Here is an 11,892-nt window from a genome sequence, read left to right as displayed (position 1 = left end):
GAGTCCGGTATGATTAAAGATTTTATTTTGCCGGATATTGGCGAAGGTGTTGTGGAGTGTGAGTTGGTTGAATGGCTTGTCAAAGAAGGCGACACTGTCGTTGAAGATCAGCCGATTGCCGATGTCATGACAGACAAAGCCTTAGTGCAAATCCCTGCGCCTTTTGCGGGCGTGGTCACTAAGTTGTATTACGCGAAGGGCGATATTGCGAAAGTGCATGCGCCGCTTTATGCCGTACAAATTGAAGGTGCCGTTGAAATCGCGGGCGAAGAATCTGTTGCGGCTGCAGCTGCGACAATCGCAAAAGCTGCTGAGCCAGTGGCAGTCACAAACGCGACCACGTCATCTCATTCATCTGTCAGCATTGAAGAATTCTTACTACCTGATATCGGCGAAGGCATTGTTGAATGTGAGCTAGTTGAATGGTTGGTGAGTGAAGGTGATTGGGTTGAGGAAGATCAACCGATTGCCGACGTGATGACTGATAAAGCGCTGGTGCAAATTCCTGCCATTAAAGCGGGTAAAATTGCCAAACTGCATTATCGCAAAGGTCAGCTAGCTAAAGTACATGCGCCTTTATTTGCCATTGAAGTTGAGCAGATGGCTTCTGCACCTGCGGCGACAACAAATACTGATACTGCGGCTAATGCGGCACCTGCAGCGCAGGCTGTGAATGCAGAACCTGCTCGTCAAGGTAAAGCCTTAGCCAGCCCCGCAGTTCGTCGTATGGCGCGGTCGTTAGATATCGATTTGAGCCAAGTACCTGGCACAGGAAAGCACGGCCGTGTGTATAAGGAAGACATCTCTCGCTTCCAACAAGGCGCGAGCAATGTTTCTGCTCCAAGTGTGGCTCAGGTAAAAGAGGCGTCAGTTCAAGCGACTCAAGCATCTCAAACCCAAGTCCCAACATCTACAGTGACTCAACGCGCTGACACGGTTGAGCCTATCCGCGGCGTAAAAGCTGTGATGGCACGCATGATGGTGGAATCTGTGTCGAGCATTCCGCACTTTACCTATTGTGAAGAGTTTGATTTAACAGACTTAGTTGCACTGCGTGAAAGCATGAAAGTGAAGTATTCGTCTGATGAAGTGAAGTTGACCATGATGCCTTTCTTCATGAAGTCAATGTCGCTCGCGTTAAGTCAGTTCCCTGTGATGAACAGTCAAGTGAATGCGGATTGCACTGAACTAACTTACAAGGCACGTCACAATATCGGCATGGCGGTGGATTCTAAAGTCGGTCTCTTGGTGCCCAACATCAAAGATGTGCAGGACAAGAGCATTTTAGAAGTGGCGGCAGAAATCACCCGCCTGACCCAAGCTGCCCGCAGCGGCCGCGTGGCGCCAGCGGATCTGAAAGACGGCACGATTTCCATCTCTAACATTGGCGCCTTAGGTGGCACAGTGGCGACGCCTATTATCAACAAACCTGAGGTGGCGATTGTGGCCTTAGGTAAGTTGCAAACCCTACCGCGCTTTAACGCGAAAGGGGAAGTCGAAGCTCGCCAAATCATGCAAGTGAGCTGGTCAGGTGACCATAGAGTGATCGATGGCGGTACGATTGCTCGCTTCTGTAATCTGTGGAAACAGTATCTTGAGCAGCCTCAAGAGATGTTATTAGCGATGCGCTAAGCCACTGGCACGAATAACTGACACTAAAAGGACGCTAAAAGCGTCCTTTTTTATTTGCTTTGCACAAATGGGTTAATCTTTTGATCCCGATTACGTATAATTCCCGAACGTAGTTATCCTGATGGATGTGTTATGAGTCAGTTAGCCCCCAGCCCATTTGCTCCAACAATAGAAACCATTGATTACCCGTTTCCGCCTAAACCAGTGCCTTTGTCCGATGCGCAAAAAGCCGATTACAAGGCGCGTATCAAACAACTGCTCATTGAAAAAGATGCCGTTCTGGTTGCCCACTATTATACCGATCCTGAAATCCAAGCCCTTGCCGAAGATACTGGCGGCTGCGTTTCAGACTCCTTAGAAATGGCGCGTTTTGGCCGCGATCACCCAGCAAAAACCTTAATCGTTGCTGGGGTCAAGTTTATGGGCGAAACCGCCAAGATTTTAAGCCCAGAAAAAAACATTTTAATGCCGACCTTAGAAGCCACTTGTTCATTGGACTTAGGTTGTCCAATCGATAAGTTCAGTGCTTTCTGCGACGCGCACCCAGATCATACTGTGGTGGTTTACGCCAATACCTCGGCTGCGGTTAAAGCGCGCGCCGATTGGGTGGTGACCTCCAGTATTGCCCTTGAAATCGTTGAGCACTTAGACAGCGAAGGCAAAAAGATCATTTGGGGACCAGATCGTCATTTAGGCAGCTATATTGCCAAGCAGACGGGCGCCGACATGTTGATGTGGCAGGGCGATTGTATCGTTCACGACGAGTTTAAATCGAACGCGTTGCGCGATATGAAAAGCGTTTACCCAGATGCGGCGATTCTTGTGCACCCTGAGTCGCCAGCCAGTGTGGTGGCAATGGCCGATGCAGTTGGCTCGACCAGTCAACTGATTAAAGCGGCGCAGACAATGCCAAATGAGCGCTTTATCGTGGCAACCGATCGCGGCATTTTCTATAAAATGCAGCAGGCGGCGCCAGGTAAAATTTTAATTGAAGCGCCAACGGGCGGAAATGGCGCAACCTGTAAGAGCTGTGCCCACTGTCCTTGGATGGCGATGAACGGTTTGCAGGCAATTGAAGCGTCACTCGCCGACAGCGATAAAACCACCCATGAGATTTTTGTGGATGAAGACTTAAGAGTTAAGGCGCTTATTCCGCTGACGCGTATGCTGGATTTTGCCAAGACACTGAATATGAAAGTGAAGGGTAATGCCTAAGCCCATTATTTAGCTTTTCTTCAGCCTAATAAAAATCCCTACCATAGCGTGGGGATTTTTTATGTCTGTTGTTTCATCAAATTTAAGACAATAAAAAGCCCCGCAAATGCGAGGCTTAATTGAGTAACGCGGAATCTAGTGACTAGATTACTTTGCGTTCATCAGTGCAACCGCGTTATCTAACATACGGTTACTGAATCCCCACTCGTTATCATACCAAGACATCACTTTCACTAAACGACCGTTTACACGGGTTTGAGTTGCGTCAAAGTTTGAAGAAAACGCATTGTGGTTAAAGTCGATAGACACCAATGGCTCTTTGTTTACCGCTAACACTTCGCTCAATGGCGCAACGCTGGCAGCGCGTTCGATAATGGCATTCACTTCTTCAACTGTCGTGTCACGGGCAGCGATGAAAGATAAATCCACGAGTGATACGTTAACTGTAGGTACACGAACCGCTAAACCGTCGAATTTACCTTGTAATTCAGGTACAACCAAACCTACAGCAGCAGCTGCGCCAGTTTTAGTTGGGATCATTGACAGTGCCGCAGCACGGGCACGACGTAAATCTGTATGGTACACGTCAGATAAACGTTGATCGTTGGTATAAGCGTGAATGGTGGTCATCAGGCCTGATTCGATACCAATCTCGTCATTTAACGGCTTAGCAAAAGGGGCTAAACAGTTTGTTGTACAAGAAGCATTTGAAATCACTGTCATGTCTGACGTCAGCACGTTGTTGTTCACACCGTAAACAACTGTGGCATCCACATTTTTACCTGGAGCAGAAATAATCACTTTCTTCGCGCCAGCGGTTAAATGTGGTTGAACGGTTTCTTTAGAAGTGAAGATACCGGTACATTCGAAAACCACGTCAACTTGCAACTCAGCCCATGGCAGTTTTGCAGGATCACGTTCTTGGAAAGTGAGGATCTTATCGCCATTCACATAAATGGCTTCGGCATCATGGTCAACTTTCGCATTGAAACGACCGTGAACAGAATCGTATTTTGTCAGGTGAGCGTTGATTGAAGCGTCGCCTAAATCATTAATAGCGACAATCTTGATTGGATAAGCTTTTTCGCTTTCGTACAAGGCGCGTAATACGTTTCTACCGATACGGCCATAGCCATTTATTGCTACACGGATAGTCATCTCATATCCCTCTGGTGATTATAAAATTCAACTGGTAGTAAAATTACCAAACTGACAGCTATCGTCAAGTTAAATCGGCATTTTACCGCTGTCTTGATTAACAAATTAGGTATTTTTTTTACATCGGTCGCGAAATCGCCATTTTTCACGCGTTAATTGGGTAAAAAATTACAAGATGGCAAACATTTTGCCATCAGTTGCTTAGTTTACTTTTTCGACAGGCGCAGGCGGCAAAGCTTCGGTTTCAGTTGGCGCTTGGGCAACCGCTTGAGGATCAAGCCATTGTCTTACTGGACTCATAGAATAAGTGCCCTTTTTTAACACATCAATTAGGGCTTGGGCTTTTAAATCGAGTTCAGTCGCCAGCGTTTTATTGCCACCGAGCAAGGCTAGCATTTTTTCTTCAGAATACTTCTGCTGCGTAAGTAGTAAATTTGCTTTCGTCAGCATATAGGATTTATCTAAAACCTGTTGCTGGCGATAGGCAGATGCGAGCCCAAGTAACCAGTTAACGTCGAAATCATCGTATTGGATCTCCGTAAAGACGTTAAGATAGAGTTGTTGCGCTTTGATGGCATTTCGATTGCTGTAATAGGTTGCGACTTGGGCAAGTAGAAAGGGGTCGGTCACTTCTCCGGCGTTTTCCTGTTCTAATAATCTATTTAACGCTGCGGTATCGCCAAAGCGAGTCCATTGGTAATAGGACATAAAAGGGTCTTGCCGTTCACGGGTTTGATCTTGTAGTAAACTTAAATTTTGAGTGCTTAGTCTAAAGGCTCTGGCTCTATCAGCTGTGCGATTGGTGTGGATGATATGCTGAACGCCAGAGGCGAGTTCAATGCAACGGCTGTAATCCTCAAGGTAGGTTAATTGTGAGTAGAGCTGCTTACCTGTGAGGTTTTCGTTGTCTTTTAACTTGTAGCGGTTTTGGATAAGTTTGGTCTTTTCAGTCAAACACCAGCTGTCCTTATGCAAATCGGCACAAATTTCAGGATTATTTTTACAAATTGCTGAGATATTTCGGTCATTATCACAACCGAAAAGACTGAAAAAGCTCATCCCTAAGGTAAATGATGTAATTATTACTAGATTTTGTCTCAAAACACTCTCCAAACGATAATTTTTCTAATAAAATTACAGATTTACAGAAAATATCTTACTGGCAACAAAGCGCGACTTTCATTACAATGGCGCCGACCAAAACAGGGTTTTCCCTAAAACCCGCATTAGATTATTGGTCTTTTCGTCATGTTACTCAAACCTTTCAGTACATTTTATTGAAAAGTGAGATAAAGGATCTGTAAATGAGCGCTGATAAACACCTACAAAGTTGGCAAGAACGTTTTGAAATGGCAGAGGCGATGCAGCCTTTGTTAGGCAAGTTGTACCGTAACCAAGGCGTTGAAGTCGTGGTCTACGGCAAGCCGTTACTCAATGCTTCTACGATTGAAATCATTAAAGCGCACCGTTTAGTTCGTCGTCATGTCGGTGAAAAATTACGTTTACGCGAGAGTTTCCCCTTCGTTCAAGCTTTGAGCAAACTCGCAGTTAAACAATGTAAAGTGGATATTGGTAAACTCGCTGTCAATTACTGGCGCGACCATACTGATGTCAGCGAAATTGAAAGCTATATGGCAAAAGAATTGGCCGATGCTATCGACCATGCCGATGATGTCGCACCGCGTGACGTCGTGCTTTATGGTTTTGGCCGTATCGGTCGCTTATTGGCACGCTTGCTGATTGAACGCACAGGTCGCAGCAATAAGTTAAGGTTACGCGCTATCGTTTTACGTGGCGGTAAGAAAGGCGATTTAGAAAAACGCGCGAGTTTACTGCGTCGTGACTCAGTTCATGGTCCTTTCAATGGCTCTGTTGAAGTTGACGAAGAGAACAACGCCATCATAGCCAACGGCACTTATATCCAAGTGATCTATGCCAATTCACCCGACGAAGTGGATTACACTAAATACGACATCAATGATGCATTGATTGTTGATAATACAGGTATTTGGAAAGATGAAGCGGGTCTTGGTTTACACCTTAAGAGCCCAGGTGCCAGCAAAGTATTACTGACGGCTCCTGCAAAAGGCGCGATTAAGAATATCGTTTACGGTGTGAACGAAGGCGATATTACCCCGGAAGACATTATTGTTTCTGCGGCGAGTTGTACCACCAATGCTATTACGCCAGTACTGAAAGCTGTGAATGATAAATATGGTATCGAGAATGGTCACGTTGAAACGATTCATTCTTATACCAACGATCAAAACCTGATTGATAACTATCATACCGCTGACCGTCGTGGCCGTAGTGCACCATTAAACATGGTGATCACTGAAACGGGGGCAGCAAAAGCGGTTGCTAAAGCTTTGCCTGCATTAGCCGGTAAGTTAACAGGTAACGCGATTCGTGTGCCGACGCCTAACGTCTCTATGGCGATCATCAGCATGAACCTGAATGCTGAAACCAGTAAAGACGAGCTGAACGAGTATCTGAAAGATACGGCGCTACAATCACCACTGCAAAATCAAATTGACTACACAGACTCTACTGAGATTGTATCGAGCGATTTAGTCGGTTCTCGCTACGCGGGTGTGGTTGATTCACAAGCGACTATTGCAGAAGGCAAGCGTGCCATTCTTTATGTATGGTATGACAACGAATTTGGTTACAGTTGCCAAGTGGTTGGCGTAATGCAAACTATGTTAGGTTTAACGACGCTATCTCTACCTGCGTAAATTGCTCACGTAGGTTTTGCTCGAGTGATTAATGACTTTGCTTAACCTTTGAATAAAGCGCCCAATAGGGCGCTTTTGTTTTTCTATACTTCTACAATTTTATTGGACTCGACTCCATAGCTCACCATGATCCCTTGTTTATCTGCCGCGTTTAATTAGCGGTAGCATCGGCATCAGTATCGGTACAAAGCCTAAATTGATGAATGAAACATCAACTTTACTGAGGTGTGGCGGTTTATTGGGCAAACGATACGGCTTAGATCATTTTTTAAAAATTGTTGATTGACTCTGAGGTCTAAATCGGTAGAATGCCAATCCGCAGTCAGGGGAAAGCATGCCGAGCATGAGTTCAAATGATTAAGCGCAATGATAGGCGACATTAGCTCAGTTGGTAGAGCGATACCTTGCCAAGGTATAGGTCATCGGTTCGAACCCGATATGTCGCTCCAAATTTTAATAAATTTGGCAGTTGGGCGCGATGGCAGAATGGCTATGCTGCGGATTGCAAATCCGTCGATCTCGGTTCGACTCCGGGTCGCGCCTCCATAGATTAAAGTATTAATGACACGATTCCCGTCGTTAATATAAAGAGTTTGCCCGAGTGGTGGAATCGGTAGACACAAGGGATTTAAAATCCCTCGCTGGTAACAGCGTGCCAGTTCAAGTCTGGCCTCGGGTACCAAAAAACAGAAAAGCCCTGACTGATGTCAGGGCTTTTTTGCTTTATAACTTCTACACCCACATTTCATGATTCTTAATCTAGTATCACTACAGCTATAGATTGGTTAGGCCAAAGCCCACTATTTTACTCATTCAGTATTGCGACTTCTGACCTGTTTCTTTTCTACAATACAAAACTGAGTGATTTTGTGATCTAGATGTTGTAAATCGCTTTATTTAAGTAATGTCACTATTTGGCTAATAATTGCGTAATAAAATGTACTTTTTATTGTTGAATCGACAATAGTGTAATAATTTCCCTAAGAAGGGACTTAAGTCGCTATTACCCCCTTAAAGACAGTGGTATAAATAAGCCGAAATTTCCCCTACACGCGCATATTAGGATACGTAGTCATGATTTTCTCTCAAGTATTACTCGCACCCGCTGATCCAATTCTTGGTTTAACCGATACCTTTAAAGCTGATCCGCGTCAGGATAAAGTTAATCTTGGTGTTGGCATTTATAAGGATGAGGCAGGACAGACTCCCGTTCTGGCTTCAGTGAAAAAAGCCGAGGCCATTTTACTTGAGCAAGAGAAGACCAAAAACTACTTAGGCATTGAAGGCGTTCAAGCTTATAACCGTGTAGTACAAACATTGTTGTTCGGCGAAGGCAGTGCATTAATTTCTTCTGGCCGTGCTGCCACAGCGCAAGCTCCTGGTGGTACAGGAGCACTGCGTATTGCTGCTGAGTTTTTACTGCGTAATACCGATTCGCACACGATTTGGGTGAGTAATCCAACATGGGCCAACCATCAGAATATTTTTGAAACGGCAGGCCTAACGGTTAAAGAGTACGGTTATTACAAAGCAGAAGCCCATGACATCGATTTCGATACCATGATGACTGATTTATCCAACGCGAATGCGGGTGATGTCGTGCTGCTACACGGTTGCTGCCATAACCCAACGGGTATCGATTTAACGTTGGCGCAATGGGAACTTGTTGCTCAATTGTGTGCTGATAAGAAACTCGTGCCACTGTTTGACTTTGCTTATCAAGGTTTTGGTGCTGGCATTGAAGAAGATGCGGCAGGTCTGCGTTTAGTCGCGTCTAAAGTGTCTGAGTTACTGGTCGCTAACTCTTTCTCTAAAAACTTTGGTCTATACAACGAGCGTATTGGCGCCGTGACTGTGGTGGCTGAAGATGCTGATGCTGCCGTACGTGCTTTTAGCCAAGTGAAACGTACCATACGCGCCAACTATTCTAATCCGCCAGCCCACGGCGCACTGATCGTCAGCACGATATTAAATGATGCAGCTCTGAAAGCCATGTGGGTGCAGGAAGTCAAAGAGATGCGTGAACGTATCGCCGAAATGCGTACTCTGTTTGTTGATAGCTTAAAGGCTGAGGGCGTGACTCAGGACTTCAGTTTTATTTCTCGCCAAAATGGCATGTTCAGTTTCTCAGGTTTAAACAAAGCCCAAGTGGCACGTTTGAAAGACGAATTTGGTGTTTATATTGTCGGCTCTGGACGCATTAGCGTTGCAGGCATGACTAAGACGAATATGCCTGTTATCTGTAAAGCCATAGCACAAGTGTTGTAATGGTTATTGCAGCCTTATAGACAGACTAAAGGGACATTCCTTTTAGCTTTACAATATAAAGGACAGCACTTGCTGTCCTTTATTATTTTGATTGAATGATTAACAGGTAAGCGTTAGCAGGCAAGCGGTTGTTGAGTGAGATCATTGAGTCGCAGCAGGGCGCTTAATGCATCTAATAGGTTCGCTTGATCATGCAAGTTTGGATTATGGCGATTCTTCAACGGAAAATAGTTAATCAGTGGCCCTAAACGCGTTTGTTCACCGTGGCGAAGTACTTTGTGAATAATGGGCTTGCCAATCACTTGGTGACACCAAGCGATACGTTGCTCAATGCTAAACCGACCCGCGGGTGAGGCCTCTTCGGCAAGGTTGTCGATAAAGATCACCTGCGCTTTAGTTGCTGCAAGACTTTTGGCAAATTTAGGTAACAGCAGCGGTGGCATGATACTGGTTAAAAAACTTCCAGGGCCTAAGATGACCAAGTCTGCCTGACGAACAGCTTCACAGGCTTCAAAGGTGGCATCGACCTGTGGTTCAAGGCAGAGTGCAATAGGAGCCTCATTCATACTGTCAACATTAATCTCCCCAAAGACTTTACTACCACAGGCTTGCAGGGCCACTAAGTGAGTGGGCTGCTCTGACATGGGAATAAGTTGGGTTTCTATCTTAAGTAAGTTACGAATGAGATTAACCGCTTCTAATGGACGAACGCAGAGTTGATCAAGAGCCAGTAAGATTAAATTACCTAAATTATGGCCACTGAGTTCAGTGGCACCTTGGAAACGGTATTCGAACAATTGCGAGCCAACGGAAGGACGATTAGCTAAATGGGATAAGCAGTTACGTAAATCACCCCAAGCAATGCAGTCTTGTTCGGCTCTCAGTCGACCAGTAGAACCGCCATTATCAGTGGTGGCGACAATCCCTGTAAGGCGGTTGCCTAAAAAATCGAGCGAGGATAATACTCGGCCTAAACCATGGCCTCCGCCGATGGCGACGACACGTTCAAATTGATTTAACATCAAATGCTGCATCTGGGTTTTTCCTTCCTGAATACCCGAAAATTTAATGTCATAGCCATCCATTGTCGCTATAAGCGGGATGACTCATGAGCCGTTGTGCAATGGTGATAACGCTAAGGAACCTTAGTATAAATACTCAGTCAAATGCTTGCATCTATAAACGACGGCGTAATAGCAAGCTCGACTCGATAATGGTGCCTCAGGCGTAATATTGTACCTGAGTTCGTGATCATGATGATGGGCAAATTTCGTGAAATCTGACAAATAGCTTATAATCCGGCCTTTATTTGCCCAATAAGGGCGTTACACCTAAGGTGAATGATTGAAAACGGGTAGAATCGGTTCGTTTACATTGGCATTAGCCATGGTCATAGTGGCGATTTTTGCATTACGAGTTTGGATCATTCCTCACTCGAATGACTCATCCGCTATTGCGCCCCAATTCGTTAGCGATGTCGATCCTGTTACGCAAGTCCCTGACTTTTCAGCGATCAGCGACATTACCGAAAAGAAGAAAGCTTTTTTTGATTTCCTGCGGCCGATTGTTCAGCAACAGAATGCCATTATCTTGATGGAGCGTGGCTTTATCAATGAGATGCTTGCCTTAGTCGATAATGGTAAGAGTTTATCTGATACTGAATTAGCGCAGATCAATGCGTTATTTGATAAATACCAATATGCGGCGCGTAACGTAGATGCTAAGTCATTAGCAAGCTTACTTAAACGTGTCGATATCGTGCCGGAATCTATGGTGTTAATTCAAGCCGCGAATGAATCGGGTTGGGGGAGTTCACGTTTTGCCAGAGAAGGTTTTAACTTTTTTGGTGAATGGTGTTTTACTTCTGGCTGCGGCATAGTGCCGTCCTCACGTGGTTCGGGTAAAAGTCATGAGGTGAAAGTGTTTTCATCGGTCGATGAATCGGTTTCATCCTATATGCGTAATTTAAATTCTAATACTGCCTATGCGTTATTTCGCTCTATTCGAGCTGATTTACGTTCACAGGAGCTAGAGCCAACAGCGGATCAATTGATTTACGGTTTAGTGAATTATTCTGAAAGACAAGAAGCTTATATTGATGAGCTGCTTGATATGTTACGTCATAATGAAAAATATTTGGTGAATGTCGATGTATAAAAAACTGTTGTTTAGTAGCCTGTTTTTTTTGGCAACTAGCGCCGCTGCAGAAACTGTATCCCTTGAATATAAAGGCTTTTATGATAGGTTAAAACAAGTCAATAAAGGCGGTTATCAACTCGTGGAAGTGGCTTTTAGTGTTCCAATGCAAAAGAATTGTTTGATCCAAAGTGGTTCTATTTCCAGTGAAAAAACCTCAACGCCACTGACGTATACTGATGCTCAGCGGTTATTCATTCCCTTAGATGATGATTTAAAAGATCAGCGAGCCTTGGTTAATCTGAATTTCGCTGGCAGCGCTGAGGGATGTGGTATTGCAATGCAAGTTAGAGCAAAACAGACATTAGCCGAGTACGATAAAACGCGCTTACAACAAATCATGACTGAGATGGACACGCTGCTCGGTGCTATGCAAGGCTTCCCGATGCGTTATTTTAGGGAATCCATAACTGGCTTAAACTTTGAATTCTCACCTGAACAAGAAGTCTATGTACGCCTTAATGGCCGTGAAGAATCGATAAAAGGCAGTTATAAATTAGCCGCTAATGAGCTTGAAAGCATCACCACGCTAAGCTTCAGTGCCCAGCCATTAGTGTTAAGTCCTTGGGTGAAGTAATCATCTTTGTATCTTGAATAGGTGTCTTGAGATAAGCGATTCAGAAGCGCTGGCTCAAAGATAAACTTATTCTGTAGCCATAAAAATGCCCACATTAAGTGGGCATTT

The 11,892-nt window shown here is 44.8% G+C and carries 9 protein-coding genes and 3 tRNA genes; 9 read left to right on the top strand and 3 right to left on the bottom strand.

Going from position 1 to position 11,892, the window contains the following annotated elements:
• Positions 1 to 9 precede the first annotated feature (9 nt).
• Positions 10 to 1,632 carry a dihydrolipoyllysine-residue acetyltransferase gene (locus tag RA178_RS11750; protein WP_306681982.1) on the top strand — a complete coding sequence of 541 codons (1,623 nt, stop codon included), beginning with the start codon at positions 10 to 12 and terminating at the stop codon, positions 1,630 to 1,632.
• 132 nt (positions 1,633 to 1,764) lie between these two features.
• Positions 1,765 to 2,847, top strand: coding sequence for a quinolinate synthase NadA (nadA, locus tag RA178_RS11745; RefSeq protein ID WP_306681981.1), 1,083 nt, complete (start codon positions 1,765 to 1,767; stop codon positions 2,845 to 2,847).
• A 147-nt stretch (positions 2,848 to 2,994) separates the two neighbouring features.
• On the opposite strand, the gene gap is transcribed toward nadA, so the two are convergent.
• Positions 2,995 to 4,005: a type I glyceraldehyde-3-phosphate dehydrogenase gene (gene gap, locus RA178_RS11740; RefSeq protein ID WP_006081590.1), complete on the bottom strand. Its 1,011-nt coding sequence runs from the start codon at positions 4,003 to 4,005 to the stop codon at positions 2,995 to 2,997.
• A 201-nt stretch (positions 4,006 to 4,206) separates the two neighbouring features.
• On the bottom strand, positions 4,207 to 5,106 hold the full coding sequence (locus tag RA178_RS11735; protein ID WP_306681980.1) for a DUF2989 domain-containing protein: 900 nt from the start codon (positions 5,104 to 5,106) through the stop codon (positions 4,207 to 4,209).
• A gap of 203 nt (positions 5,107 to 5,309) precedes the next feature.
• Here RA178_RS11735 and RA178_RS11730 point away from each other — a divergent pair, with 203 nt between their 5' ends.
• The 5 genes from RA178_RS11730 to RA178_RS11710 all read left to right on the top strand — a co-directional run bounded on the left by RA178_RS11730 (position 5,310) and on the right by RA178_RS11710 (position 9,011).
• The gene (locus RA178_RS11730) at positions 5,310 to 6,743 is read left to right on the top strand and encodes a glyceraldehyde-3-phosphate dehydrogenase (RefSeq protein WP_028759978.1); all 1,434 of its coding nucleotides are present in this window, start codon (positions 5,310 to 5,312) and stop codon (positions 6,741 to 6,743) included.
• Positions 6,744 to 7,116: 373 nt separating this feature from the next.
• Positions 7,117 to 7,192 (top strand) — tRNA-Gly (locus RA178_RS11725).
• A gap of 23 nt (positions 7,193 to 7,215) precedes the next feature.
• A tRNA-Cys gene (locus RA178_RS11720) sits at positions 7,216 to 7,289 on the top strand.
• A gap of 49 nt (positions 7,290 to 7,338) precedes the next feature.
• Positions 7,339 to 7,425, top strand: a tRNA-Leu gene (locus RA178_RS11715).
• A 392-nt stretch (positions 7,426 to 7,817) separates the two neighbouring features.
• Positions 7,818 to 9,011 carry an amino acid aminotransferase gene (locus RA178_RS11710; protein ID WP_028759977.1) on the top strand — a complete coding sequence of 398 codons (1,194 nt, stop codon included), beginning with the start codon at positions 7,818 to 7,820 and terminating at the stop codon, positions 9,009 to 9,011.
• A gap of 113 nt (positions 9,012 to 9,124) precedes the next feature.
• Here the strand turns inward: RA178_RS11710 and RA178_RS11705 are convergent, their stop codons facing one another.
• The gene (locus RA178_RS11705; protein ID WP_306681979.1) at positions 9,125 to 10,045 is read right to left on the bottom strand and encodes a YvcK family protein; all 921 of its coding nucleotides are present in this window, start codon (positions 10,043 to 10,045) and stop codon (positions 9,125 to 9,127) included.
• Between the two features lie 310 nt (positions 10,046 to 10,355).
• On the opposite strand from RA178_RS11705, the gene RA178_RS11700 reads away from it, so the two are divergent.
• Both RA178_RS11700 and RA178_RS11695 read left to right on the top strand, forming a co-directional pair.
• Entirely contained in the window at positions 10,356 to 11,168 is an 813-nt protein-coding gene (locus RA178_RS11700; protein ID WP_028759975.1) for a glucosaminidase domain-containing protein, read from the top strand.
• Positions 11,161 to 11,784 carry a DUF2987 domain-containing protein gene (locus RA178_RS11695; protein WP_113940490.1) on the top strand — a complete coding sequence of 208 codons (624 nt, stop codon included), beginning with the start codon at positions 11,161 to 11,163 and terminating at the stop codon, positions 11,782 to 11,784. Before RA178_RS11700 ends, RA178_RS11695 begins: the two co-directional genes overlap by 8 nt.
• Positions 11,785 to 11,892: the final 108 nt, after the last annotated feature.

The organism is Shewanella oncorhynchi (assembly GCF_030848765.1).
In the GTDB taxonomy this organism is placed as follows: domain Bacteria; phylum Pseudomonadota; class Gammaproteobacteria; order Enterobacterales; family Shewanellaceae; genus Shewanella; species Shewanella oncorhynchi.
The sequence above is the reverse complement of the archived record's forward strand: the minus strand, read 5'-3'. Positions and strand labels throughout refer to the sequence as shown.

What these genes read in the sequence shown, in the direction of transcription:
- RA178_RS11750 (WP_306681982.1), top strand. Translation starts at nt 10, where the DNA reads ATGATTAAAGATTTTATTTTGCCGGATATTGGCGAAGGTGTTGTGGAG.
- nadA (WP_306681981.1), top strand. Translation starts at nt 1,765, where the DNA reads ATGAGTCAGTTAGCCCCCAGCCCATTTGCTCCAACAATAGAAACCATT.
- gap (WP_006081590.1), bottom strand. Translation starts at nt 4,005, where the DNA reads ATGACTATCCGTGTAGCAATAAATGGCTATGGCCGTATCGGTAGAAAC.
- RA178_RS11730 (WP_028759978.1), top strand. Translation starts at nt 5,310, where the DNA reads ATGAGCGCTGATAAACACCTACAAAGTTGGCAAGAACGTTTTGAAATG.
- RA178_RS11710 (WP_028759977.1), top strand. Translation starts at nt 7,818, where the DNA reads ATGATTTTCTCTCAAGTATTACTCGCACCCGCTGATCCAATTCTTGGT.
- RA178_RS11705 (WP_306681979.1), bottom strand. Translation starts at nt 10,045, where the DNA reads ATGCAGCATTTGATGTTAAATCAATTTGAACGTGTCGTCGCCATCGGC.
- RA178_RS11695 (WP_113940490.1), top strand. Translation starts at nt 11,161, where the DNA reads ATGTATAAAAAACTGTTGTTTAGTAGCCTGTTTTTTTTGGCAACTAGC.